Raw genomic sequence first — 25,889 nt, 5'->3', positions numbered from 1 at the left:
GTGTCACGCGGAGTTCACAGCCGGCTGCCCGGATTTCCGTCCCGGGCCCTGGCGGGACGCCTAGACTGACTGCTCAGTTGATCATGTACCCGTCGAGTCGGAGGAACGAAACGCATGCGCTATCTCCCCCTGGGCAGTTCAGGACTGCAGGTCTCCGCCGTCGGCCTCGGCTGCAACAACTTCGGTGGCCGACTGGACGCCCAGGCCACCCGCGCTGTCGTCGACGCCGCCCTGGACGCGGGCATCACCCTCCTGGACACCGCCGACATCTACGGCGGCGCCGGGGGCTCCGAGGTGCACCTCGGGCAGGCCCTCAAGGGCCGTCGCGACCAGGTCGTCCTCGCCACCAAGTTCGGCTACGACGGCGTGGACATGAAGTACGGGCCCGCGGCCGGATCCCTCGGCGGCCGTGCGTACATCCGGCGGGCCGTCGAGGAGTCCCTGCGCCGCCTCGACACCGACCACATCGACCTCTTCCAGCTGCACAGCCCCGACCCGGCCACCCCGATCGCCGAGACCCTGGCCGCGCTCACCGAGCTCGTCGCCGAGGGCAAGGTCCGTTACATCGGCCACTCCAACCTCTCCGGCTGGCAGCTCGCCGAAGCGGCCCACGTCGCCCGCGAGACCGGCTCGGTCCCCTTCGTGTCGGCGCAGAACGAGTGGTCGCTGCTGGAGCGGTCGGTCGAGCGCGAACTGGTCCCGGCGGCCCGCCACTACGGCGTCGGCGTGCTCCCGTACTTCCCGCTCGCCAACGGCCTGCTGACCGGCAAGATCCGCCGGGGTGCGCCCGTACCGGCCGGCTCCCGCCTCGAGGGACGCGACTCGTACGTCACCGAGGAGCGCCTCGACGTCGTCGAAGCGCTCGCCGCGCTCGGCGAGAAGCACGACCGGACGGTCCTGGAACTCGCCATCGGCTGGCTCTCCGCCCAGCCCGGCTGCGCCTCGGTCATCGCGGGCGCGACCTCCCCCGAGCAGGTGCGGGCCAACGCGGCCGTCGCCAACCGCCCGCTGGACGCGGAGCTGCTGGCCGCGATCGACGCGATCCCGGGGGCGCGCAAGCCCGAGTGACGCCGGGGGCCGGCACGATCCGAAAGAGACGGTTCTAGGCGGGCGCGCCCGTCAGGACGTCCACCTTGCCGCTGTCCAGCGAGTAGTAGGCGCCGACGACGGCCAGGTCGCCCTTCTTCACGAGGGGCGCCAGGTCGGCGTTGGCGCGCAGTTCGTCGGCGGTGATCCGGATCTGCTGGTGGATCATGGTGTCGACGGGGTCGGCGCCCGGGTTCCGGGCCGTCAGCCGGTAGGCAGGTTCCACCGCCTTCACGATGGCCTGGAGGTTCCCGGGCAGGGGCGCGTCGTCCTTCAGCGACTTGTACGCCGCTTCGATGGCGCCGCAGCGCTGGTGCCCGAGCACGACGATCAGCGGAGTGCCGCCCGTCATGGGCCCGTACTCGACGGAACCTGTGACCACCGGGCCGATCGCCTGCCCGCCCGTGCGCAGGACGTACAGATCGCCCAGCCCGGTGTCGAAGACGAGCTCGGGCGCCACCCGGGAGTCGATACAGGTGAGGACCACCCCGAACGGGTTCTGCGCCTCGGCGACGAGCTCGCGCCGCTCGGGATCCCGGTCGGGGTGCTCCAGGTTCCCGCTCACCCAGCGCGCGTTGCCCGCCATCAGGCGGGCGTACGCGGCCTCGGGAGTGTCCGGCCCCGGCCGAGGGGCGGCGGCCGTGGCCCTCGGGGTGCTCGCCGAGGAGCATCCGGAGAGTGCGACGGCGGCGGCCGCGAGGCCACCGGCCAGCACGGTCCTGCGAGCCGGAAGTCCTGCTGTGTCCATGGGCCGTACCCCTCGGTCGTGATGACCGCGATTGTTCAGCGTGCCGAGGGTGTTCCGACCGGTGCCACACACGGACGCGGCCGCATTGCCACGGACGGCCCCACGGGAACGGCCCACGGTCGGCCCCCGCGCGGCCCACGGGAACGGCCCACGACCCCCGGTGCGCCGGGGGTCGTGGGCCGCAGGTCGTGGACCGTGCGCCGTGGGGCCGGTCAGGACACGATGTCCTTGCGGGAGAAGCCGCGGAAGGCCAGGGCGAACAGCACCAGCGCGTACGACACCGACACCACCGTCCCCTTGACCATCCCGCCCCACTCCAGCTGCGGCTGCAGGGCGTCCGCCCAGGCGAACTGCCAGTGCGCCGGCAAGAACTCCCGCCACGAGCCGAGCGCTGTCACCGCGTCCAGGACGTTGCCGACGATCGTCAGCCCGACCGCCCCGCCCACCGCGCCCAGCGGCGCGTCCGTCCGCGTCGACAGCCAGAAGGCCAGACCCGCCGTCACCAGCTGCGACACGAAGATGAACGCCACGGCCAGCGCGAGCCGCGGCACCGCGTCCCCGGCCGCCAGGGCCCCGCCCGTCGGGAGTTTCAACGGCCCCCAGCCGTACGCGGCCGTACCCGCCGCCAGCGCCACCACCGGCAGCAGCACCATCGCTGCCAGGCTGAAGCCCAGGGCGACGACCAGCTTGCTCCACAGCAGCCGCGCCCGTGGCACCGGCGAGGCCAGCAGATAACGCAGCGAGGACCAGCTCGCCTCGGAGGCCACGGTGTCCCCGCAGAACAGCGCCACCGGCACCACCAGCAGGAAGCCGGCGGAAACGAACAGGCAGGTCGCGGCGAAGTTCGCGCCCGAAGCCGTCGCCGTGTCGATCAGCGTGATCCGGTTGTTCCCGCCGCGCCCGCCGCGCCCGCCGCGCCCGCCGTCCGGCCCGCCGCCCACCGCGAACGCGATGATCATGATGAAGGGCAGTGCGGCCAGTACCCCGGCCATCACCAGCGTCCGCCGCCGGCGCCACTGCCGCAGCGCCTCCACGCGCAGCGGCAGGGTGCGGCTCGCCCGGTAGCCCGGGGCCACCTCCTGCACCGTCGTCACCGTGCTCATGCCGCACCTCCGATCAGGGTGAGAAACGCGTCCTCCAGTCGCCGGTGCGGTCCCACTCCGGTCACCGGCACCTCCAGCCGCACCAGTTCCGCGATCAGCCCCACGGCCGTCGCGCCTTCGAGCCGCACGAGCAGCCCGTCATCGGCGACCACCACGGAACCCACTCCCTCCAGCGCCGCGATCTTCTCGACGCTCACCTCGTCCGCCGGCTCCGCCAGCGTCACGAGCAGCATGTCCCCGCCACCGGTGATCTCGGCGACCTCGCCCGCCGCGACCCGCTGCCCGCGGTCCATGACCACCAGGTGCGTGCAGGACTGCTCCACCTCCGACAGCAGGTGGCTGGAGACGATGACCGTCCGCCCGCCCGCGGCGTAGCGGATCATCACGTCCCGCATCTCCCGGATCTGCGGCGGGTCCAGACCGTTCGTCGGCTCGTCGAGGATCAGCAGGTCCGGCATTCCGAGCATGGCCTGTGCGATCGCCAGCCGCTGGCGCATGCCCTGCGAGTACGTGCGTACCGCGCGCTCCAGCGCGTCGCCGAGCCCGGCGATCTCCAGGGCCTCGGCCATGTGGGAGTCCTCGGCCGGCCGGCCGGTGGCCTGCCAGTACAGCTCCAGATTGGCGCGCCCCGTCAGGTGCGGCAGGAATCCGGCGCCCTCCACGAAGGCCCCGACCCGCGAGAGCACCGGCGCGCCCGCCCGTACCGCGTGCCCGAACACCCGGATCTCCCCGGCGTCCGGCGAGATCAGCCCCATCAGCATCCGCAGCGTGGTCGTCTTCCCGGCGCCGTTGGGCCCGAGCAGCCCCAGGACCTGCCCCTTCTCGACGCGGAAGGACAGGTCCCGCACCGCGTACCGGTCCTGCGACTTCGCGTACCGCTTGGTCAGTCCGGTGATCTCCAGCGGTACGTCGGCCAGCGCGGCCTCCGGGTGCGCCGCACCGGACCGGGGCCCCGTCGACCCCCGGCCGGTGCGCCGGATCCCCAGCAGTGCCGCGGCCAGTGCCACCGCGCCGAGCGGCAGCCACCAGAGCCAGGCGGGCAGCACGGCCGGCGCGGTCCGCACCTGCGCGGCCACGGGAACGGCCAGCGGGCTCTCCACCGCGACGGTGTAGGCGGCCGGCGCCGCCGGGGTCGCGTAGCCGAGGTCGGTCGCGGCCACCACCAGCCGCAGTCGGTGGCCGGCCGATGCGGAGTGGTCGATCGCGGGCAGCGTCAGCCGCACGGTCGTGCCCTGCTGGGCGTTCTCCACCCGTACGGGGGCGACCAGCTGGCTGGGCAGCACCTGCTGCCGGCCGTCGGGCCCCACGTCGTACACCTTGCCGAACAGGACGGCCGAACCGTCCGCAGCTGTCGACCTCACCTTCAGGGTGAGGGTCGGGGTGCCGGTGATGCGCAGGTCCTCGGTGAGCGGCGCCGTCTCGAACCGGGCGTTCTGTCCGGGGAAGTCCAGCGAGAAGCCGGCCCCGAAGGCAGCGAGCTGCCCGCCGATCCCGGGCAGCGCGGACAGGGCGGGCGGCGCGCCGCCCGCCGGATTGGCGAAGGTCTGCTCCCGCCCGGTCAGGGCGAACTCCTGCGGACCCGACATCAGCCCGGGGTAGCGATCGCCGCTCGCACCGCGCAGCGTCACCTCGCCGTCTGTGGAGTCGATGCCACCGGAGCGGGTGACCCGGAACGCCGGGCCGGTGTCGGCGCCCTCGTCCTCCTTGAGGTGGCGGTCGAACCAGGAGGCCACCCGGGCCTCGACCCGGTCGGCCTCGCGCATACCGCCGTCGTGACCACCGGCCGCCCAGTCCACGGAGACGGGCGCGCCGTTCGCCGCGATGGCCTTGGCCATGGCATCGGCCTGGTCCAGCGGGAAGAGGGAGTCGTCCTGGCCCTGCACGATCAGGGTCGCCACCTTGATCCGGTCACCGACGGCCGAGGGGCTGCGCTGCTCCAGCAGGGCGCGCGCCTCGGGATCCGGCTTGCCCGCCACCGCGACGCGTTCGTACATCGCGCAGAGCTCGGCCTGGAAGCGCCCGCAGCCGGGCGCGGCCGCCGGGCCGGCCGGCCCGCCCGGGCCGGCCTGCTGCATCCCGTCGGTCGAGCCGCTGGTGAAGAAGATGCCGGACCACAGCTTCTTGAAGACGCCGTTCGGGAAGAGGGCGTCCGCGAGGTTCCAGTAGGTGATCTCCGGGGCGATCGCGTCCACCCGGCGGTCGTGACCGGCCGCGAGCAGCGAGATCGCGCCGCCGTACGAGGCTCCGGAGACGCCGACGCGCGGATCACCGGCCGCGTCGAGCTTCACCTCCGGCCTGGCCGCGAGCCAGTCGATGAGCCGGGAGACGTCCTTGACCTCGTACTCGGGGTCGTTCAGGCCGATCCGGCCCTCGGAGCGGCCGAAGCCGCGCGCCGACCAGGTCAGGACGGCGTACCCGTCCCGGGCGAGGCGCTCGGCCTGCTCGCGGACATCGTCCTTGCTGCCGCCGAAACCGTGCCCGAGCAGGACGGCGGGACGCTTTTCCCTACCGTCGCCGTCCCCCTTCCCGTCGTCCGCGGTGAAATAGGAGGTGTCGATACCGGCGCCGGGCATGGCCAGCACCTGGTCCTGGCGGTGCACGGCGGGCGCGTCGCCGGATGCGGACGCGGCCGTCCACGTACCGGCGCCCGCCACGACGGCGAGCGCGGCGGCGCCCGCGAGCAGGCGGTCTCGGCGGCGCCGGGGCAGTCGGAGCTTCATACGAGCACCCTAAAGGCCCGCTACCCGGGCTCCGAGCACCCACAGGCGGAACCCCAGACCTTCTCAAGGACTAGTCCGGACCCCGGGCGTACCGCACCCGCGGTACACGCCCCCGACCTGCGCGGTACCTCGGCGGGCGGGAGGATGGGCCGCATGCTGCTGGCCGACGTCGCTCGCGTGTCCCGGGAGGTCGCCGATACCTCCGCCCGGTCCCGCAAGACCGCCCTGCTCGCCGAGCTCTTCGCCGCGGCGCCGCCCGACGAGGCCGGCCTGGTCATCTCCTACCTCTCGGGGCGCCTCCCGCAGGGCCGCCCGGGCATCGGATGGCGCACGCTCGGCCAGGAGATCGAGCCGGCCGCCCAGTCCGGCCTGAGCGTCCGGGACGTCGACACGGCGGTGAGCGAACTGGCCGCGGTGGTTGGCACCGGGTCCGTGGAGCGGCGCGGCAGGATCCTCGCCGACCTCCTGGGCCGGGCCACCGAGGCCGAGCAGGCGTTCCTGCGCAGCCTGCTGTCCGGCGAGGTGCGCCAGGGCGCGCTCGACGCGGTGGCCCTGGACGGCGTGGCCGCGGCCGCCGCGGTGCCCGCCGCGGCACTGCGCCGGGCGGTGATGCTGGACGGCTCGCTGCCCCGGGTGGCGGCGGCCGTACTGGCCGAGGGCGAGCAGGCCCTGCGCGCGGTCACACTGCGCGTGGGACAGCCCGTACAGCCGATGCTGGCGGGTACGGCGAAATCGGTCGCGGAGGCCCTCGACGTCCTCGGGCCGTGCGCGGTGGAGGAGAAACTGGACGGGATCCGGGTCCAGGTCCACCGCGAGGGCGACGACGTACGGATCTACACGCGCTCCCTGGACGAGATCACCGGGCGGCTGCCGGAGGTGGCGGAGCTGGCCCGGGGGCTGCCGCAGGAGCGGTTCATCCTCGACGGGGAGGTCATCGGACAGGCCGCGGACGGCCGCCCGGTCCCCTTCCAGGAGATCGCGAGCCGCGTCGGCTCCCGGGTCGACGTCGAGGCGGCCCGGCGGACGCTTCCGGTCGTCCCGTACTTCTTCGACGTGCTGGCCGTGGGCGAGGAGGTCCTCCTCGACCTGCCGGTGCGCGAGCGGTACACGGCCCTCGCCGCGCTCGTATCCGAAGGCGCGCGGGTCCGCCGGCTCGCCGTCGAGGACCCGGGGGAGCAGGTGGCGGCCGCCGAGGAGTTCTGGGCCGAGACCTTGCGCCGCGGCCACGAGGGCGTCGTCGTCAAGGCGCTGGACTCCTCCTACGCGGCCGGCCGGCGCGGCAAGCACTGGCTCAAGGTGAAACCGGTGCGCACCCTGGACCTGGTGGTCCTCGCCGCCGAATGGGGCCACGGGCGGCGCACCGGCCTGCTGTCGAACCTGCACCTGGGGGCGCGCGGCGGCGACGGTACGTACGCCATGCTCGGCAAGACCTTCAAGGGGCTCACCGACGAGATGCTGCGCTGGCAGACGGAACGGCTGCGCGAGCTGGCTATCGAGGATGACGGCTTCACCGTCCGGGTCCGACCGGAGCTGGTCGTCGAGATCGCCTACGACGGCCTCCAGCGCTCCTCCCGCTACCCGGCCGGAGTGGCCCTGCGCTTCGCCCGCGTCCTGCGCCACCGCCCGGACAAGACGGCGGCCGAGGCGGACACGGTGGACACGGTCCGGGCGGCACATGCCAGCTAGAGCGGGCAACCGCCTGGGTCGAGGACAACCTCCTGGGGCGCGGGCGACCGCCCGGGGCGAGGAGACGACCTACTCGTCGTCGAGGCCGCTGTCGTCCTCGCGCAGCCTGCGCCACAGCCGGGTGCGGTGGAGCGCGTAGAGGGCCGCGAGGAGGAAGACCACCTGCAGGCCCACGGCGAGCAGCCAGAAGACGGCTCCGCTCTCCAGCTCGTCCGTCAGGTAGGCGAAGTTCATGCCGAAGAACCCCGTCAGGAAGGTCAGCGGCAGGAAGATCGTGGAAACCACCGCCAGGCGGTTGATCACGCCGTTCTGATCGCCCGACACCAGGGAGGAGTAGCTGCCGAAGGCCCGTCGGGCGGTCTCCTGGAGGGATTCGATGTCCGTGAGCACCAGACTCGCGGTGCGCCGGTATTCGCGGACGAGCTGCTGGCGCTCCTTGTGGAAGCCCCCGTTCATCACCCGGCGCGTGACGCTCTCCTCCGCCACCCGGTGGTAGGGCAGGAGGGTGTGGTGCAGGAGGGCCGCCGTGCGCCGCAGCCGTGCCAGGCGGTAGAGCTGCTCGGGCTCGCGGCGCCGGAACATGGCGTCCTCCAGGTCCTCCACCTCAAGCAGGGCCTGGACGGCGGCCCGGCGGTAGGTTTCCATGGCCTCGTCCAGCAGCAGGAACAGCATGGCCACGGAGTCCGGCGGGTTCTCGAACGGGAACCGGGCGGTGACGTTCCCGATCAGGGGGGCCGGCCCCCGGTGCACCGTGACGAGGTACCGCTCGGTCACCAGGGCGTGGACATCTATGACCCGGTCGGTGTCGACGGCGGGTACGACGAACGCGGCGCTCTCACCGAAGAGCTCCGCCCGCGCGGACTCCCCCTCGCGCCCGAGCCACGCCACGTCCTCGGCCTCCAGGCCGAGCAGATGGGCGAGCGGCTGCTCGCCGGGCGCGGCCTCCTCGGGCAGTTCCACGTCCACGAACAGGAAGCGGGACGAGGCGAGGCGCTCGCGTGCCTCCGACACATGGCCGCGCGTCAGGGTGCCCTCCGGCATGGACATCATCGATACGATCATCGTCCCTCGCCGTAGGTCATCCGGTGCGCTGCCTCCCAGCCTGTACGGAGCGGGAAGCCGCGCAACCGCGGTGGCGCATTCGCCCGGCGAGGGACCCACGAACAGGTGAGGGCCGGGTCGCCCGACGGCCTGGTTTGCCTCAGAGGCAAGGCGGTTTGCCAGGGAGGCAAGAGTCTGGCTCAATCGGGGTATGACACCCGGATCCGACACCGGCCCCGAAGGCGCGGCCGGTACCGACGAGCCGGCGGACGAGCTTCCCGCCGTGGCCCCGCAGCTGCGCGAACTGCGCCGCCGCGCGGGCCTGACCCTGGAGGCCGCCGCCGCGCGGGCCCGGCTCTCGCCCGCCCACCTGTCCCGGCTCGAGACCGGCCGGCGCCAGCCCTCGCTGCCGCTCCTGCTCGGACTGGCCCGCACTTACGGCACGACCGTCTCCGAGCTGCTCGGCGAGACTCCCGCCGTCGCGGATCCCATCGTACGGTCCGGCGGTCCGGGCGCCCGCGAGGCCGACGGCTGGACCTACTGGCAGGCGGGCGGCTCCGGCCGGGGGATGCAGGCGCTGCGCGTACACGTGCCCCACGGCCGCAGCCAGGGCGAGCTGGTCCGCGTACACCCCGGCGAGGAGTGGCTGTACGTCCTGGAGGGGCGGCTGCGGCTGCACCTGGGCGAGGCCGAGCACCTGCTGGAGCCGGGGGACAGCGCGCACTTCGACTCGCTCACACCGCACCGGATCGGTGCGGCCTCCTCGGGCGGCGCCGACCTGCTCTTCGTCCACACCCTGCTGCAGAGCAGCCTCGCCGGGCTGTGCCTCGGCGGCGCCACCACGACCGCGCCCGCGCCCACCGGGCCGGCGCCCATGACCACGCACCACCGATAGCGGAGGAGCCGTACCCATGTCCCAGGCCGAGAAGCCCGCGACCGTGACCGCGAACACGACCGTGACCGCGAACACGAACACGAACACGACCACGGACGCGACGACGACCACGGACGCGGCCGTCACCGCGCCCGCGACCATACGGGCCCGCTTCGAGTCCAAGTTTCCGCGCGGCCTGATCATCCGGCTGGTCGCCTACCTGTTCGTCGGCCACCTCTTCGCCTTCTTCGTCTACCTCCTCTTCGTCCTGGGCGGCCAGAACCAGTAACCCGCCCGGGAAGTCGAGTTCAGGCCGCGCGACTCTGGCAACGTAAGGGCCCTGTGGCTACCCTCCGCGCATGATTTCCACGGTTGTCTGGGGTACCGGCAACGTGGGCCGTCTGGCGATCCGTGCCGTCGAGGCCCATCCCGCGCTCCAACTCTGCGCAGTCATCGTCCACAATCCAGCCAAGGTCGGCCGCGACGCGGGTGAACTCGGGCAACTCGACCGCCTGTTGGGGGTCGAGGCCACCGACGACATCGAAGCCGTACTGGCCGCCCGCCCCCAGGCGGTGGTGTACGCCGCGTCCGGGGATGTCCGGCCTGACGAGGCCCTCGCCGACATCACCCGGGCCGTCCGGTCCGGGGCGGTCGTCGTCAGCCCCGCCCTGTACCCGCTCTACGACCACCGCAACGCCCCGCCCGAGTTCCGCGACCCGGTGCTCGCCGCCGTCGCGGAGGGCGGCGGCTCGCTCTTCGCCTCCGGTGTCGACCCCGGGTGGGGCAACGACGTGCTCCCGCTCCTGCTCAGCGGACTCGGCAGCAGCATCGACGTCATCCGCTGCCAGGAGATCTTCGACTACTCCACCTACGACCAGCCGGACTCCGTCCGCCACCTCGTCGGCATGGGCCGGCCCATGGACCACGAGCCGATGATGCTCATGCCCTCGATCCCCACCATGGTGTGGGGTGGGCAGATACGCATGATGGCCCGGGCTCTCGGGGTCGAACTCGACGAGATCCGCGAGACCTCGGACCGCCGGGCCCTCGATACCACGGTGACCACCCGGACCATGGGCGAGTTCGAGGCGGGCACCCAGGGTGCGATCCGCTTCGAGGTGCAGGGCATCGTCGAGGGCGAGCCGCGCATCGTCATCGAGCACGTCACCCGTATCCACGCCTCGTGCGCACCGGACTGGCCCGCACCGCCGGGCGGCGGCGACGGCGCCCACCGGGTGGTCATCGAGGGCCGCCCGCGCATCGAGGTCACCATCGAGGCCACCGACGAGGGCGAGAACCGCTCGGCGGGCGGCAACGCCACCGCCGTCGGCCGCCTCGTCGGCGCCATCGACTGGCTCGTCGAGGCGGAACCCGGCCTCTACGACGCCCTCGACATCCCGCTGCGCCCCGCCATCGGCAGACTCGGAAGGAAACAGTCATGAGGATCGACATCCCTGAAGGCCGGCACCCGATCGAGTACGTGTGGGGTGACATGGTCCCCGGCATCGGCATGGCCGCCGCCAACTTCTCCCTTTCGGTGTACGCCCACACCACCCTGGGACTGCGCGAGTTCGAGGCGGCCCGGCTGCGCGTCGCGCAGATCAACGGGTGCGTCTTCTGCCTCGACTGGCGCACTGAGCGGGAGGGGGAGAAGGTCGAGGAGAAGTTCTCCGAGGCGGTCACCGAGTGGCGTACGACCGACGCGTTCGACGAGCGCACCCGGCTGGCGGCGGAGTACGCCGAGCGGTACACGCTCGACCACCACGGGCTCGACGAGGAGTTCTGGGAGCGGATGACCGCCCAGTACAGCCAGCTCGAGATCGTGGAGCTGACGATGAGCATCGGGTCCTGGCTGGCCTTCGGCCGGCTCAACCACGTGCTGGGTCTGGACAGCGTCTGCGTACTGCCCGGGCACTGAGCGGCGGATCGCGGTCCCGAGAGCGGTCCCGGGAGCGGCGCGTCGCGGCGCGAGCGCGGCGACGGGCTCGGCCACGGGCGCGGCGATGAGGGCAAGAAAAAGGGGGCCGTTCGGTTGATCCGAACGGCCCCGGCCGCTGGGGGGAGGACGCGGCCCTACGGGAGGTCGGTGGCGATGATCTTCTCTATGTTGCGTTCGGCGAGTGCCGTGATGGTGACGAAGGGATTCACGCTCGCGTTCCCGGGGATGAGCGCGCCGTCGATCACGTACAGGCCGGTGTAGCCGTGCAGGCGCCCGTAGTTGTCGGTCGCCCTGTTCAGGACCGCGCCGCCGAGCGGGTGGTAGGTGAGGGTGTCGTTCCAGATCTTGTTGAGACCGAACAGGTCGGTCCGGTAGATCGTGCCCTCCTTCGAGTTGATCTTGTCGAAGATCGTCTTGGCCATGGAGATGGACGGCTGCTTCCAGGCGGTCTGCCAGCTCAGGTCGGCCTTGCCCGTCGCCGCGTTCCAGGTGAATTCGGCGCGGTTCGGGTTCTTGGTGATCGACAGGTAGAACGAGGCGTACGTCTCGATCCCGGTGGGGAGGGGCGCGACCTCGGCGAACGCGCCGCCCGCGTCCCAGTTGTCGATGCCCGAGCAGGGGATGGTCGACTGGAGCTTGCCGGTCGGGTCCCACAGGTGGTTGGCGCGGCCGCACATGACGTTGCCGTTCTCCCCCCAGCCCTTGCCCACCTCGCCGTTGAGGTTCGGCAGTGCTCCGGTGGCCTTCAGCTTGACCAGGAGCTTGCTGGTGCCGACGCTGCCGGCGGCGAAGAAGACCCGGTCCGAGGTCACGGTCTTGGTGGCGACGGTGTCGCCGGTGGTGTTGATCTGTTCGATGGTCACCGTGTAGCCGCCCCCGGCGGCGGGGGAGACCGAAGTGACCTTGTGCAGCGCCGAGATGGCGACCCGGCCGGTGGCCTTCGCCTGGGCGAGGTAGGTCTGCACCAGCGACTTCTTGCCGTGGTTGTTGCCGTAGAGGATCTCTCCGGCCAGGGCCGACTTGGTCGCGGTACCGGCGGCCTCCCGCTTCATGTAGTCCCAGTCGTACACGTCGGGCACGAAGGTCCAGGCGAATCCGGAACGCTGGGCGTGCTTGCGGCCGACGCGGGAGAACTGGTAGCAGTCGGCGGTGTCGAACCAGGCCGGGTCGATCATGCCGACCCCGAGACCGGCGTTGGCCCTGGGGTAGTAGGTGTTGTACATCTCGTCGGCGTCCACCGAGGGGAGGACGGCGGCGAAGTTCGCGCGCTTGGGCGTGACCGCCATACCGCCGTTGACCAGCGAACCGCCGCCGACCCCGCGGCCCTGGTAGACCGTGATGCCGGCGAAGTCCTCGGCGTCCAGGATCCCGGTGTACTTCGGGACGTCCTTGTCGATCGGGAAGCCGAGGAAGTTGCTGAGCGGGGCCTTGGTCCGGGTGCGCAGCCAGAACGAGCGGTAGTCCGGGGTGGTCACCTTCGGGAAGATCTTGCCGTCCGAGCCCGGGGTGTCCCAGGACATGCCCATCTCGATCATCTGGACGTCCACGCCCGCCTGCGCCAGCCGCAGGGCCGCGACGGATCCTCCGTAGCCGGTGCCGATCACCAGAGCCGGTACGCGGGCCCCGTCGGCGATCGGGCCGGGTGGGGCGGCCTCGGCCGAGGCCGCGTGCGCCGGGGTGATGTGAGCGGCCAGGGTCACCGCCCCGATAATAGAACCTGTTCTACCGAGGAAACCGCGACGGGAAAGCCCGTTGGAGCCGTTTTTGGGCAGGGATCTTTCGCTCATGTGACGTTCCTCACTCGTGGTGGAATGGGAACGAGTTCTACTGCTGACCGCGCGTGAAGTCACTACATACGTCTAGGTAACTTTCGGTCGATCACGTGACAGGGGAAGCGGCCGGAGGGCGCCGGACCCAGCCCAGGACCAGCAGCGACGCGACCGCAGCGAAGGTGCACCAGGTGGAGGCGAATTCCAGCCGCCACGGCGCTGAGCAGGCCAGCGCCCCCGCCGCCAGCGCCAGGCCGAGGGTCCGCAACCGCCGGTCACCGCCGAGCAGCAGGGAGCCCAGAGTGGAGAACAGGTAGCCGGCCAGCACCAGCGGCATCCACGGAACATTCACGCCGTAGCCGATGGTGTGGCCCCGGATCTCGGCGGTCACCGGCCGGGTCGCGAGGCAGTACGCGAGCACCGCGGCGGTGGCCAGACCGGTGGCCAGCGGCCCCCACAGGCGGCGCCGGGCCCCGGCGCGGCCGCCAGCAGGACCCCGGCCGGCACCCAGAGCGCCAGCAGCGGCAGGGCGATCACGGCCCAGGCGGTGGCGGCCGGGGAGCAGCCGCCGCCCGTACGCCAGACGGCCGCCTCCACCACCTGGTGGAGGCCCAGCAGCAGCGGCAGCGCGGCGACCGGCAGGTCGCGGGCCCGCCGCACCCGCGCCACGCACACGATCCCGGCTGCGGAGATCGCCGTGCCCGCCACCAGGTCCGCCGTCGCGCCCCAGCACACGGGATCAGCCGCGCCGCTCGGGAGGCTCGAGCGGCGGCGAGACCAGTGCGCAGTGCGTCTGGCACTGCGGGTGGCACACCGCCCCGGGCGCGGGGGAGCGTACAGTCGTCCAGGCCACGACCGCGCCGACCAGCAGCGCCCCCGCGCACCAGGGCATGGCCCGGCCGAACGCGGCGTCGAACTGGCTCGCCGAGCGGTACGACTCCGGGCCCATCCCGGCCAGCAGTGGCAGCGCCGCCACCGCGAGCAGTCCGGCGGCGCGCGCCGCGGCGTTGTTGATGCCGCTGGCCAGGCCCGCCCGGCCCGGGTCCACCGAGGAGAGCACGGTCGCCGTCAGCGGGGCCACCAGGGTCACCATGCCCATGCCCATCACCAGCATCGCGGGCAGCACGTCGGTGATGTACGAGGCCTGCGGCCCCACCCTCAGCATCAGCAGCATTCCGGCCGCGCACAGCAGCGGCCCCAGTGTGAGCGGGATCCGCGGCCCGATCCGCTCCCCGAGCTCGCCCGAGCGGGCCGACAGCAGGAGCATCAGCACGGTCGTCGGCAGCAGCGCCGCCCCGGCGGCCAGGGCCGAGTATCCGGCCACCACCTGGAGCTGGAGCAGGATGAGGAAGAAGAACCCGCCGAAGGCCGCGTACACGCACAGCGTCACCAGGTTGACGGCCGTGAACTGCCGGGAGCGGAAGATCTCGGGCGGCACCATCGGATCGGCCCGCCGGCGTTCCACGAGGACGAAGGCGATCCCCAGCAGGACGCCGCCCACGGCCGCGACGATCACCGACGGCGACCCGGTGGGAGCCTCGATCAGCGCATAGGTGATCAGGGCGAGGGAGCCCGCGCCGAGGGCCGCCCCGGCCACGTCGAAGCGCCCGTGCGCCTGCGGGTCCCGGGATTCCGGTACGTGCCGCAGTGCGACCGGCACGCACAGCGCGGCCACGGGCACGTTCAGCAGGAACACCCACCGCCAGCCCGGCCCGTCCACCAGCCAGCCGCCGAGGAAGGGGCCCACCGCCGCGCCCACCCCGCCCAGCCCCGACCACAGGCCCACCGCGCGGCCCCGGTCATCGGCGCGGATCGACCCCTGGATCAGCGCGAGGGAGCCGGGTGTCAGCAGCGCCCCGCCGACGCCCTGCAGGGCCCGGGCGGCGACCAGTACTCCGGCGTTCGGTGCGATGCCGCAGAGCAGCGAGCCCACCGCGAACCACACGACACCCACTACGAAGATCCGGCGCCGCCCGAAGCGGTCGCCGAGGGCCCCGCCGACCAGGATCAGTCCGGCCAGGGTCAGCAGATAGGCGTTCACCGTCCACTGGAGCACGGCCAGGTCGGCGTCGAGGTCCTCCCCGATGCGGGGCAGGGCCACGTTCACCACGGTCGAGTCGAGCATGGCCATGGTCGACCCGAGCACGGTGGTCAGCAGGATCCACCGGCCGCGTGCGGACGCGAGCACGACGGAAGGGACATCCGGCTCGGCGGCGGCGGTCATGACTTCAGGCTGGCCCGTGCGGCCGGTACGGGCCACCGGGGCGCGCCGCAGGACGGCCGAAAAGCCCCCCTTGTAATGAGCATGACGCCTCATTCACCATGACCCGCGCACGTCACGCGCACCCTTCCCGCACAACCCGCACACGGCGTACGAGGAGACAACACGTGGCCCAACGCAACAACCGGTCCTCACGGTGCTCAGGATCAGCAGGATCGTTACGGCCCTCCCGGTCCTTACGCACGGCGCTCGCCGCCCTCACCTCGGTCCTGCTCCTGCCGATCGGCGCGGGCGTCGCCGCGGCCGCGCCGGATCCGGTCCCCGGCCCGAGCGCGGCCGAGCTCAAGATCGAACCCAAGCTCCGCGCCCAGCTCGACGACTCCGCCAAGGCCGCCTTCTGGGTCTACCTCGACAGCGCCGCCGACCTCACCGCCGCGGGGAAGCAGCAGACCCGCGCCGCCAAGGCCGAAACGGTTCTGCGGATCAAGAAGGACCACGCCGCGCGCAGCCAGGCGGAGGTCGTCAAGACCCTGCAGGGCGCAGGAGCCGAGTACACCTCGTACTGGATCGTGAACGCCGTGCGCGTCGTCGGCAGCCAGAAGCTCGCCGGGAGCCTCGCCCAGCGCCCCGAGGTCGCCCGGATCGACGCCGACGACAAGGTCGACCTCCCCAAGCCCACCGAGGGCAAGCGCGAGAAGGCCGTCGCCGACGCCATCGAGTGGAACATCGACCGGATCAAGGCCCCGCAGGTCTGGGACCAGGTGGGTGTGCGCGGCGAGGGCATCGTCGTCGCCAACATCGACAGCGGCGTGGACTACACGCACCCGGCCGTGAACAACCAGTACCGCGGCAAGAAGGCGGACGGCACGTACGACCACGCCTACAACTGGTTCGACCCGGCGGGCGTGTGCACCACCGCGGCGCCCTGCGACAACAACGACCACGGCACCCACACCATGGGCACGATGGTCGGAGACGACGGCGGCGCCAACAAGATCGGCGTGGCTCCCGGCGCCAAGTGGATCGCGGCCAAGGGCTGCGAGTCGAACTCCTGCTCCGAGGCCTCCCTCCTCGCCTCGGGCCAGTGGATCGTCGCCCCGACCGACCCGAGCGGTCAGAACCCGCGCCCCGACCTCGCCCCGCACATCGTCAACAACTCCTGGGGCGGTGGCGGCGGCGACACCTGGTATCAGCAGGTCGTCGACACCTGGCGGGCGGCCGGCATCTTCCCGGCCTTCTCCAACGGGAACTCCGGCCCGAGCTGCAACACCGCCGGCTCACCCGGCGACTACGCCAGCTCCTACAGCTCCGGCGCCTTCGACATCAACAACGCCATCGCGTCGTTCTCCTCGCGCGGCGCCGGCCCCGGCGGCATCGTCAAGCCGAACATCGCCGCCCCGGGCGTGAACGTGCGCTCCTCCGTCCCCGGCGGCGGGTACGAGGCCTTCTCCGGCACCTCGATGGCCTCGCCGCACACCGCGGCCGCGGTCGCCCTGCTCTGGTCCGCCGCGCCCGCCCTGGAAGGCGACGTCGCCCAGACCGAGTCGCTCCTGGACGGCACCGCCCTGGATACCGACAGCAGCCAGTGCGGCGGCAACGCTGCCGACAACAACGTCTTCGGTGAGGGCCGCCTCGACATCCTGGCCGCCGTGAACGCCGCCCCGCGCGGCGCCATCGGCTCGCTCGGCGGCACCGTACGCGCCGGCGACCAGCCCGTCGCGGGCGTGAAGATCACCGCCGACGGCCCGATCGACCGTACGACCACCACCGCGGCCGACGGCAGCTACCGCTTCGCCTCCCTCTCGGTCGGCGACTACACCCTGACCGCCGCCAAGTTCGGCTACGGACAGCAGACCGCGACGGCCACGGTGACCGAGAACGGCACCGCCACCGGCGACTTCACCCTCACCCAGGCCGCCTCCGGCAAGCTCACCGGCACCGTTTCCTCGGCCGCCGGCCCCGCCGCAGGCGCCTCCGTCACCATCGCGGACACCCCGGTGACCGCGACCGCCGACGCTCAGGGCCGCTTCGAAGTCACCCTGCCGCACGGCACGTACGACGTGAACGCCACCCACGCCTCCCGCTGCGTCACCGGCGGCACGGCAAAGGTCACCGTCGCCGGCGATGCCACCGTCGCGGTGAACCTGCCCGAACGCACCGACGGCTACGGCTACGCCTGCGCCGCCGCGGGCGACCGCCCGTACGTCGAGGGCACCCGCCAGCTCGCGCTCACCGGTGACAACACCACCGAGCGCGTCGACCTGCCCTTCCCGCTGCCCCTGTACGGCAAGACGTACGGCCAGGCCTGGATCGGCACCAACGGCACCGTCAGCTTCGGCGGCAACAACACCAGCGACATCAACGGGGACCTCCCGAGCACGGCCACGCCCAACGCGGCCCTGTACCCGTTCTGGGACGACCTCGTGGTCGGCGCCGCGGGCAGCGGCTCCGGCGTCTTCACCGCCGTCACCGGCACCGCTCCGCACCGCAGCTACGTGATCGAGTGGCGCCAGGTGGCCCACTGGTCGGCGCAGACCGACAAGTTCTCCTTCTCGGCCACCATCGGCGAGGACGGCACCGTCTCCTACTCCTACAAGGGGACCGGCGGAACCGGGATCAAGGGCGGCTCCTCGGCCACGGTCGGCGTGGAGAACGCGGCCGGCACCGACGCCTTCAAGTACTCCTTCAACACGGCGGTCGTCACGGACGGCCTGTCCATCGCCTTCCGCACCACCAAGAGCGGTGTGGTGGCCGGCCGGGTGCTCGACGCCAACGACGGCAACGGTGTCGCGGGCGCGACGGTGACCGTCGGCACGGGCGACTCGGCGGTCTCCGCCACCACGGCGGCGGACGGCGGATACGTCGTCCAGAGCCCGTCCGGCTCGCTCTCCGTCTCGCTGGCGGCGCCGCAGTACGAGTCCGCCACGACGACGGTGAACGTGAAGGCCGCCGACGTCACGGCCGTGACTCAGTCCCTGCGCACCGGAAGGGTGACGGCCTCCAAGCCGTCCGTCGAGGTCGTCCTCCCGGCGAACCAGCAGCGGACGCGGACCCTGGACCTGACCAACCCGGGCCTCGGCACGGAGTTCACCGTGTCCGAGGATGCCACCTGGCTGACCGCCACCCCGGCGACCGGCAGCCTCGCGACCGGCGCGAAGGTCCCGGTCACCCTTTCGGTGGACACCACCGGGCTGACCCCGGGGGCGGTCCTCACCGCCGACCTGAAGATCACCTCGGCGAGCGGCCGGGCGCCGGTCCTCTCCGTCCCGGTCAAGGTCGTCGTTCCGCGCTACCAGGTCGGCGTGGACGCCGGATCCGGCTACGCCACCACGGACAGCCTGGGTGACACCTGGTCCCCGGACCGCAAGTACACGAAGGGCTCCTACGGCTACCAGGGCGACGGCTCCGTCCAGTCCACCGGCCGCACCATCGCCGGCACGGACGACCAGCGGATGTTCCGCAACGCCCGTGAGGGCATGTACGAGTACCGCTTCGACAACGTGCCGAACGGTATCTACACGGTGGAGCTGGGCTTCGCGGAGCTCTCCTCCACCAAGCCGAACAAGCGCGTCTTCGACGTCCTGGCCGAGGGCACGCAGGTCCTGCCCTCCCTGGACATCTCCCTGGAGGCGGGCACGTACACGGCCCTGACCCGTACGTACACGGTCACGGTCACGGACGGAGTGCTCAACGTCCGCTTCGTCACGCACAGCAAGTTCGGCAAGCCCCTGCTGAACACCCTGCGGGTGACGGACCGCCCGGACAAGAGCTAGTCCGAAGGCAGGCGGGGGCGGGGCGCCGGCGGGCGCCCCGCTCCTTCCTGCTTCCCGCCGCAGGAGAGCGGGCCACGGCATTCGGGTGGGGGAGCGCGGACTCTGCCGCCACCTGCCGGGAGCCCGCCGTCCGGCTCGTTAACGTGGGCGACCATGACCCCCCTGTGCGACCAGGCCACCGCCGTCCGGGCCCTCGTGGAGTCCGCCGACCCCGGGGCGGTGTGGGCCATCGGCGGTCCCGAAGGCCCCCGGGCGGGTTCGGAGGACGGACACCCGGCGGGCGCCGCCCTCGACGTCGGCGGCCTGACCGACGTCCTCGCGCTCTGGCCGGTCGTCGGCAGCCTCGTCGAGGAGGGCGCGCTGCGGCTGCACACGCCGCTCACCGCCTACGGGGGCGCGGCCGCCGCGGACACCCCCGCCGGGACCACCGCCCACCACCTCCTCACGCATCCGGGCGGGACGGCCGCCCTCACCCGGCTTTCCGAGCACCTCTCCGGCAGCCCGCTCGCCGACCTCGCGGCCACCCGCGTCTGGCGCCCCCTGGGGATGACCGACACCCGGTTCGCCGACGGCACCCTGAGCGCGCCCCTCACCGACCTGGCCCGCTTCCTGTGCCACCTCCTCGCACCGGCGTCGGCTCCGGCCCCGGCGGGCATCAGCCGCGCCTGGACGGCCGAGTCGCTCCGCATCCGCACCGGCGAACTCACCCCCGCCCGCGGCCTGCTCTGGCACCCCGCCCCGCACGGGGTCTGGACCCACCACGCCCCGCACGACGGCGGCCCGGCCCTGTGGATCTCCCCCCGTCACCACCGCTGGGCGATCCTCCTCCCGACGGCCGGGCAGGGCGCGTTGCGCACCGCCTTCCGAGAGGCGGCCTTCGCCTCAACCGCCTTTGAATGACCGCTTGTTGGATGCGGGCCGTGCGATGCTGGGAGCCGCCCGCCAGGAGGTCGGACCCCGCGCCGAGCACCTCGTGGAGGAGATTCCGGACGCGGAGCTCACCGCCGACCCGCTCCGCACGGTCCAGCGGCTCGCCGGCGTCGCCGGGCTCGCCCTCGATGCGGGCCTCACCACGCTCGTGCGCTGCCACTCGGGCTACAACAGGTCCGGCCTCGTCGTCGCCCAGTGCCTCGTCGACCGGGGCCTGACCCCCGCCGCGGCCATCGCCCGCGTACGCGGCGGGCGCTCCCCGTGGGCCCTGCACAACGAGGCCTTCGCCGCCTACTTCACCGCGGGACTCGACATCGCCGCCCTGCTGGTCGGCCTGGACCCCTGACGTGGTCCTCGGGGCGCGGGGTGCGCAGGTGGGACGTACGGTGATGCCGTTGTCGCCGAGCGTTGTCGCTCCCGCCGCGGAGGTACACGGATGCGTACGGTCCAAGGGACCGCCCTCGACGGGCTCCGAGCCCGGGTGCGGGCCCTCGCCGCCCGGCGGCGGCCCGAGCGAGTCGGTCGTTCCCCCCGCGGCGAGGCACCGCTCGCGGACCGAGGGCCGGCCGTGCCGGGGATGGGCGCGGGAGGCGCCGGCCGGCGGACCTTCGTCAAGGAGTCGCCGCGGTACGCCGCCCTCGTCTCCGGCACCGCCCGCCGCGCCACCCTCGACGGACTCGGCGACCTGCTGCGCGGCCTCGCCCGGCCCCGTCCCGACGAGGTGCGCGCCTCCGCCGCCGCGCTGCGCGCCCTGCGGGCCCGCCACGGGGAGGCGCCCGTCCTCGTACGCACCCGCTCCGGGCGCACCGTCCTCGTCCTCCTCGACCCGCGGGACCTGCACCGGTTCTACGCCGAACCCGTCAGCCTCCTCGCCCCGGCCCCGCCGGGCAAGTGCCGGGGCCCGGTCCCCGAGGAGCCCGCCGACTCGGGCTGCTCCCGCGGCGAACCCGGCGCGGAGCGGCGGCAGGCCGGCGCCGAGGTGCTGGCCGCGGGCCTGCCCGTGCACCCCTCCTGCCGGCCCTTCCTGGCAGCCCTCGCCGAGGAGGCCCGGCACCTGACCGCAGGCTCGGGTACCCGCTCGGGTTCCGGCTCGGGCTCGGGCTCCGCCACCCTCGACCTCGCCCGGGCCCGGAACGCCGTGCGCCGGGCCGCCCGGCGGATGGTGCTCGGCGACGCGGCCGCCGCGGACGAGGAGCTCACCGGATGGCTCACCCAGCTGAGCGCCCAGGGCGGCAGTCAGCGTGGCGGACGGGTGCGCGCCGCCCGTTCCGTGCACGACAAGGCCCGCCTACGCATCCAGGAGTACGCAGCCCGCGCCGACGCGGACACCCTGGCCGGCCGGGCCGCCCGCCACGCCGACCCCACCGGGACCCTGGACCCCGTGGCGCAGGCCGAGCACTGGCTGCTGGCCATGGACGCCGTCCCGGAGACGCTGCTGCGCACCCTGCTCCTGCTCGGGGCACACCCCGCGGAGCAGGACCTGGCCGCGGCCGAGGCGGCCGCGGAGGTCGCCGCCGGCGGGGACCGGGGCGAGCTGCCCCGGCTGCGGGCCTGCGTACGGGAGTCCCTGCGGCTGTACCCGGTGGTGCCCGACCTGATCCGCGTCACCCGCGCCGAGACCGAATGGCGGGGCGTGCGCTACCCGGCCGGCACCTCGGTGCTGCTGCCCGCCGCGTTCCACCAGCGGGACCCCGAACGGGTTCCGGCCGCGCACGTGTTCGTGCCCGGCCGGTGGAAGAACCCGGGCGCGGACCAGGACCTGCGGATGGCGCCCTTCAGCCACGGCGGCGGCCGCTGTCCGGGCGACCAGCTCGGTCTGATGATGACGGCCGCGCTCTGCGCCGAGGTACTGCGGAGCCACCGCATCGCGGGCACCCGCCCGGTCCTGGACCCGGTGGGACCGCTGCCCGCCACCCTCGACCCGCACCGGATCAGGCTCACGCTCACCCGCCGCTGACGGCGCCCCGGACCCGTCCGACCGAACCGCCGAACCGCCGGACCCCGACCGAACCGCCAAACCCGTCCGACTGAACCGCCGGACCCCGTTCGACCTGCCGGACCCGCCCGACCCGCCCGACCCGCCCACCCCCGAACCCCCTGCCGAGCCCCCCGAGGATGACATGCCCGACGCCGCGACCTCCGCGTTCACCGCCCCGGACATCGACCTGCTCGACGCCCCGTGCCGCGCACTCGCCGAGGCCGCCGACGCGGTCGGCGAGGCCGCCCGCCACGCCTCCGGCCTGGCCCTCGGCGCGCGGTTGCCCGCAGCCGCCCTCGCCCGGGGCGGCCGGACCAGGCTCGGCTGGCGCACTCTGCTGCGTACGCTCACCGACCCGTCGGGTCTCGGCTGGGCACCGCGCGGCCGCGGAGTGGCCCGGGCCGGCCGGCTCGCCGGAATCCTGGCGGGCCGGGAGAGCCTCGCAATCAGCATCGCGGTCTGCGGACTGAAGGCCCGGATCCGCGCCGCGAGCGCGGGCCGACCCGAACTGCTCGACGATCCCGGGGCGGCCGCCGTCCTCGGCGCGGTCGGAGCGGGACGCCAGGGCGAGGCCGTCCGGTTGTTCCGCGCCATCATGCGCGAGCAGGGCGCCGAGCACGCGTTCTCGCTGCTGGCCCCGTCCTTCGCGGACATCCTCGCCTGGAACGCCCTGACCGACGCCAACCCCTTCAACGACCACGCGGGCTGGCAGGTCGCCACCGGCCGGGCCGAGACCGCCGAACCCGTTCTCGGACTCGGCGCCGCCTTCTGGGCCTTCTGCGACCGCGGCCCGGGTCTGCCCGAACGGCCCCCGACGGGGCCCGCGCCCGGCGGCCGCCCGGCCCGCCGACGTATCACGCAGGCGCCGTCGCGGCCGGCGCCCCGACCGCCGGACGGCGGCGGCCTGAGCGGACACGCGGCGGCGCTGCGCACGCACGCGTTCCGGCTGCACGCGGTGGCCGGGGCGCCGGAGTGGTACGGCCCGGAGGCCGAGGCGCTGCGCGCCGAGGTCGCCAGGCTCGCGGCCCGCTGCGCGAGGGCCGCGGGCGGCCTCGCCCTGGCCGCGGCCCAGCTGAAGGAACCGCTGAGGGAACCGCTAAAGGACCAGTGACAGCAGCAGGACGAGAACCAGGCCGACCACCGAGATGATGGTCTCCATCACCGACCAGGTCTTCAGCGTCTGCCCGACGGTCATCCCGAAGTACTCCTTGACCAGCCAGAAGCCGGCGTCGTTGACGTGGCTGAAGAACAGCGAGCCGGAGCCGATGGCCAGGACCAGCAGGGCGGTCCCGGTGGTGGACATGTCGGCGGCGAGCGGGGCCACGAGCCCGGCCGCCGAGCCGGTGGCCAGGCGGATGGCCACGGCGATCAGCCAGGCCAGCAACAGGGTCGGAACGGCCCAGTCCTTCGACACGTCCAGGATCATCTGACCCACGCCCACGTCGATCAGCGTCTGCTTGAAGCCGCCGCCCGCACCCACGATCAGCAGGATGCCGGCGATCGGGGCCAGGGACTTCTCCACCGTGGTCGATATTCGGGCCCGGGTGAAGCCGGCCGCCCGGCCGAGGGTGAACATGCCCACCAGGACCGCCGCGAGCAGGGCGATCATCGGCGAGCCCGCGACATCGGTCACGCGCTGCACCGGGCTCGCGGGGTCGTCGACCACGATGTCGACCAGGGCCTTGACGAGCATCAGGGCCACCGGCAGCAGCACGGTGAACACCGTGGCGCCGAACCGGGGGCGGTGCTCCGGGTCCGCCGCGGGGCGCGGCGCGATCATGTTCTCGGGCGGCGCGATGTCCACCCAGCGCGCCGCGTACCGGGAGAACAGCGGCCCGGCGATGATCACGGTCGGAACGGCCACGACCACACCGAGCGCGAGGGTGACCCCCAGATTGGCGTCGAGGGCGTCGATCGCGACGAGGGGTCCGGGATGCGGCGGGACCAGCCCGTGCATCACCGACAGCCCGGCCAGCGCCGGGATGCCGATCCGCATCAGGGAGTAGTTGCCCCGCTTGGCCACCAGCAGCACCACCGGGATCAGCAGCACGATGCCGACCTCGAAGAAGAGCGGCAGCCCGATCACCGAGGCGATCAGCACCATCGCCCACGGCATGGCCCGGCCCTTGGCCCGGGCGAGGATCGTGCCCACGATCTCGTCCGCGCCGCCCGAGTCGGCCAGCAGTTTGCCGAGGATCGCACCGAGCGCGATCAGTACGCCGACGCCCGCGACGGTGGCGCCGAGTCCGGCGGTGAAGCTGGCGATCGTCTTGGCCAACGGCGCGCCCGCGAAGACCCCGAGGGTCAGCGAACCGACCGTCAGGGCCAGGAAGGCATGCATCTTGAGGCGGGTGATGAGCAGGACGATGACGGCTATGCCCGCGAGGACGGCGATCCCCAGCTGGGTGTTCCCGGCCGAGGTGATCGGTCCGGTGGCGGCCGCTGCCAAAGTCTCGACGATGAGAGCGGTGGTCACGGTGACGTTTCCTCAGTTCTGACGGGTGGGCAGGCGGCGCAGCGCGGCCAGCGCCCGCTCGGTGATGTCCTGCGGGGATCCGGACACCTCGACGACGACGCCGGGTTCGTCCTCCTGGAGCGGCTCCAGCGCGGCGAACTGAGAGTCCAGCAGGGTGGTGGGCATGAAATGGCCCTTGCGGTCCGCCATGCGCCTCTCGATCAGCGGGCGGTCGCCGGTGAGGTGGACGAAAACGGCCCCGGGCGCCGCGGCGCGCAGCCGGTCGCGGTAGGCGCGCTTGAGCGACGAGGCGGCGATGACCCCGCCGTGCAGGTCGCCGCTGTTGCGGATCCACTCGCCGATGGCGTCCAGCCACGGCCCGCGGTCCGCGTCGTCCAGCGGGATGCCGGCCGACATCTTGGCGACGTTGGCCGCCGGGTGGAAGGCATCGCCCTCCGCGTACGGAATGCCGAGTGCCTCGGCGAGCAGTCGGCCCACGGTCGTCTTGCCCGTGCCGGCCACGCCCATCACCACAATGACGCGCTGAGTGCTCACGCCTACCTCGCTGTCCTCGTCGACATCGGTTCGTGTGGCCCCACTGAAGCGCATTAAGTACTACGTATTCAAGCCTCCGGTCGGAAACATCATATCTTTCGTTGCCGAGGACGTCACCGTACGCTTACGCCATGACCACCGAAGGCAGTCCTGGACCTGGGCAGGGGCTCCACACCCACGTGCTGGACACCCTCGGGCTCGCGATCACGGCGGGGGAGTACCCGCCCGGCAGCGTCCTGCGCACCGACGAGATCGCCGAGCGCTTCGACGCCTCCCGCACCGTGGTCCGGGAGGTCGTCCGCGTCCTGGAGTCGATGCACCTGGTCGAGTCCCGCCGCAGGGTCGGCGTCACGGTGCGCCCCACCGACGAGTGGAACGTCTACGACCCGCGCGTGATCCGCTGGCGGCTGGCCGGCACCGACCGGCCCCGGCAGCTGCGTTCCCTCACCGTGCTGCGCTCCGCGATCGAACCGGTCGCGGCCGGACTCGCCGCGACACTGGCCACGCCGCAGCAGTGCGCCGAACTCACCGAGGCGGCCCTCGGTATGGTCCGCACCTCGCGCGGCCACCAGCTCGAGGGCTATCTGCGGCACGACATCGCCTTCCACCGCGTCGTGCTGAACGCATCCGGCAACGAGATGTTCGCCCGCCTCGGGGACGTCGTCGCCGAAGTCCTCACCGGCCGCACCGAGCACGCGGTGATGTTCCACGATCCCGACCCCGCCGCCGTCACCCTGCACGTGCAGGTGGCCGAAGCGGTGCGCGAGGGCGACGCGGCGCGCGCCGAGGCGCTGACCCGCCGGATCGCGGTGGGCGCGCTGGAGGAACTGGACGTACTGGCGCCCTGAGCGTCCGGCCCGGGGCCGGCGGGTCAGCCGCAGCCGCCGCACCCTCCGCCGCATCCCCCTCCGCAGCCACCGCCGGTGGAGGAGTCGGAGCCGCGCGACTCCTTCCGTTCCCGCGCCCGTTCGCGCCCGCGCTCCTGCGGCCGCGGCACGGAATCGCTACGGC

The 25,889-nt window shown here is 73.0% G+C and carries 20 protein-coding genes and 1 pseudogene; 12 read left to right on the top strand and 9 right to left on the bottom strand.

Features of this window, described 5'->3' with window-relative positions; all coding sequences use genetic code 11:
* Positions 1–114: 114 nt before the first annotated feature.
* Positions 115–1,068, top strand: coding sequence for an aldo/keto reductase (locus ACIQZO_RS03600; RefSeq protein ID WP_403619485.1), 954 nt, complete (start codon positions 115–117; stop codon positions 1,066–1,068).
* 34 nt (positions 1,069–1,102) lie between these two features.
* Here ACIQZO_RS03600 and ACIQZO_RS03595 read toward each other — a convergent pair whose 3' ends face one another.
* From ACIQZO_RS03595 to ACIQZO_RS03585, 3 genes are all read right to left on the bottom strand, one after another.
* Entirely contained in the window at positions 1,103–1,834 is a 732-nt protein-coding gene (locus ACIQZO_RS03595; protein WP_403619482.1) for a carbonic anhydrase, read from the bottom strand.
* A gap of 212 nt (positions 1,835–2,046) precedes the next feature.
* Positions 2,047–2,937 (bottom strand): ABC transporter permease, encoded by an 891-nt coding sequence (locus ACIQZO_RS03590; protein ID WP_403619479.1) that lies wholly within the window; start codon positions 2,935–2,937, stop codon positions 2,047–2,049.
* Positions 2,934–5,657, bottom strand: coding sequence for an alpha/beta fold hydrolase (locus tag ACIQZO_RS03585; protein ID WP_403619476.1), 2,724 nt, complete (start codon positions 5,655–5,657; stop codon positions 2,934–2,936). The genes ACIQZO_RS03590 and ACIQZO_RS03585 overlap by 4 nt, the downstream gene beginning before the upstream one ends.
* A gap of 153 nt (positions 5,658–5,810) precedes the next feature.
* On the opposite strand from ACIQZO_RS03585, the gene ACIQZO_RS03580 reads away from it, so the two are divergent.
* Positions 5,811–7,343, top strand: coding sequence for an ATP-dependent DNA ligase (locus ACIQZO_RS03580; RefSeq protein WP_403619473.1), 1,533 nt, complete (start codon positions 5,811–5,813; stop codon positions 7,341–7,343).
* A 69-nt stretch (positions 7,344–7,412) separates the two neighbouring features.
* On the opposite strand, the gene ACIQZO_RS03575 is transcribed toward ACIQZO_RS03580, so the two are convergent.
* Positions 7,413–8,393 carry a CorA family divalent cation transporter gene (locus ACIQZO_RS03575; protein ID WP_403619471.1) on the bottom strand — a complete coding sequence of 327 codons (981 nt, stop codon included), beginning with the start codon at positions 8,391–8,393 and terminating at the stop codon, positions 7,413–7,415.
* A gap of 202 nt (positions 8,394–8,595) precedes the next feature.
* On the opposite strand from ACIQZO_RS03575, the gene ACIQZO_RS03570 reads away from it, so the two are divergent.
* From ACIQZO_RS03570 to ACIQZO_RS03555, 4 genes are all read left to right on the top strand, one after another.
* Positions 8,596–9,279, top strand: a complete 684-nt coding sequence (locus tag ACIQZO_RS03570; protein WP_403619468.1) for a helix-turn-helix domain-containing protein — start codon at positions 8,596–8,598, stop codon at positions 9,277–9,279.
* Positions 9,280–9,295: 16 nt separating this feature from the next.
* Positions 9,296–9,547 (top strand): DUF6126 family protein, encoded by a 252-nt coding sequence (locus ACIQZO_RS03565; protein ID WP_403619465.1) that lies wholly within the window; start codon positions 9,296–9,298, stop codon positions 9,545–9,547.
* A gap of 70 nt (positions 9,548–9,617) precedes the next feature.
* Positions 9,618–10,700: a dihydrodipicolinate reductase gene (locus tag ACIQZO_RS03560; protein WP_403619462.1), complete on the top strand. Its 1,083-nt coding sequence runs from the start codon at positions 9,618–9,620 to the stop codon at positions 10,698–10,700.
* Complete coding sequence (locus ACIQZO_RS03555; RefSeq protein WP_403619459.1) at positions 10,697–11,176, top strand: carboxymuconolactone decarboxylase family protein; 480 nt, start codon at positions 10,697–10,699, stop codon at positions 11,174–11,176. The genes ACIQZO_RS03560 and ACIQZO_RS03555 overlap by 4 nt, the downstream gene beginning before the upstream one ends.
* 155 nt (positions 11,177–11,331) lie before the next feature.
* Here the strand turns inward: ACIQZO_RS03555 and ACIQZO_RS03550 are convergent, their stop codons facing one another.
* From ACIQZO_RS03550 to ACIQZO_RS03540, 3 genes and pseudogenes are all read right to left on the bottom strand, one after another.
* Entirely contained in the window at positions 11,332–12,984 is a 1,653-nt protein-coding gene (locus tag ACIQZO_RS03550) for a GMC oxidoreductase (protein ID WP_403619456.1), read from the bottom strand.
* A 91-nt stretch (positions 12,985–13,075) separates the two neighbouring features.
* A pseudogene (locus ACIQZO_RS03545) lies at positions 13,076–13,701 on the bottom strand (DUF6629 family protein).
* Between the two features lie 4 nt (positions 13,702–13,705).
* On the bottom strand, positions 13,706–15,190 hold the full coding sequence (locus ACIQZO_RS03540) for a DHA2 family efflux MFS transporter permease subunit (protein WP_403619454.1): 1,485 nt from the start codon (positions 15,188–15,190) through the stop codon (positions 13,706–13,708).
* 164 nt (positions 15,191–15,354) lie between these two features.
* Between ACIQZO_RS03540 and ACIQZO_RS03535 the strand changes: the two genes are divergently transcribed.
* The 5 genes from ACIQZO_RS03535 (at position 15,355) to ACIQZO_RS03515 (ending at position 22,979) form a co-directional block, all read left to right on the top strand.
* Positions 15,355–18,960, top strand: coding sequence for a S8 family serine peptidase (locus ACIQZO_RS03535; RefSeq protein ID WP_403619452.1), 3,606 nt, complete (start codon positions 15,355–15,357; stop codon positions 18,958–18,960).
* 153 nt (positions 18,961–19,113) lie between these two features.
* Positions 19,114–19,860, top strand: coding sequence for a hypothetical protein (locus ACIQZO_RS03530; RefSeq protein WP_403619450.1), 747 nt, complete (start codon positions 19,114–19,116; stop codon positions 19,858–19,860).
* Positions 19,861–19,864: 4 nt separating this feature from the next.
* Positions 19,865–20,236 (top strand): protein phosphatase, encoded by a 372-nt coding sequence (locus tag ACIQZO_RS03525; protein WP_403619448.1) that lies wholly within the window; start codon positions 19,865–19,867, stop codon positions 20,234–20,236.
* A gap of 90 nt (positions 20,237–20,326) precedes the next feature.
* Positions 20,327–21,847, top strand: coding sequence for a cytochrome P450 (locus ACIQZO_RS03520; protein ID WP_403619446.1), 1,521 nt, complete (start codon positions 20,327–20,329; stop codon positions 21,845–21,847).
* A 163-nt stretch (positions 21,848–22,010) separates the two neighbouring features.
* Positions 22,011–22,979: a hypothetical protein gene (locus ACIQZO_RS03515; RefSeq protein ID WP_403619444.1), complete on the top strand. Its 969-nt coding sequence runs from the start codon at positions 22,011–22,013 to the stop codon at positions 22,977–22,979.
* Here the strand turns inward: ACIQZO_RS03515 and ACIQZO_RS03510 are convergent.
* Positions 22,965–24,344 (bottom strand): gluconate:H+ symporter, encoded by a 1,380-nt coding sequence (locus ACIQZO_RS03510; RefSeq protein ID WP_403619442.1) that lies wholly within the window; start codon positions 24,342–24,344, stop codon positions 22,965–22,967. The genes ACIQZO_RS03515 and ACIQZO_RS03510 overlap by 15 nt on opposite strands.
* A gap of 12 nt (positions 24,345–24,356) precedes the next feature.
* Positions 24,357–24,878: a gluconokinase gene (locus tag ACIQZO_RS03505; RefSeq protein ID WP_403619440.1), complete on the bottom strand. Its 522-nt coding sequence runs from the start codon at positions 24,876–24,878 to the stop codon at positions 24,357–24,359.
* A 131-nt stretch (positions 24,879–25,009) separates the two neighbouring features.
* Here ACIQZO_RS03505 and ACIQZO_RS03500 point away from each other — a divergent pair, with 131 nt between their 5' ends.
* Entirely contained in the window at positions 25,010–25,726 is a 717-nt protein-coding gene (locus ACIQZO_RS03500; protein ID WP_403619438.1) for a FadR/GntR family transcriptional regulator, read from the top strand.
* Positions 25,727–25,889: the final 163 nt, after the last annotated feature.

This window comes from Streptomyces sp. NPDC097617 (genome assembly GCF_044761485.1).
In the GTDB taxonomy this organism is placed as follows: domain Bacteria; phylum Actinomycetota; class Actinomycetes; order Streptomycetales; family Streptomycetaceae; genus Streptomyces.
The sequence above is the reverse complement of the archived record's forward strand: the minus strand, read 5'-3'. Positions and strand labels throughout refer to the sequence as shown.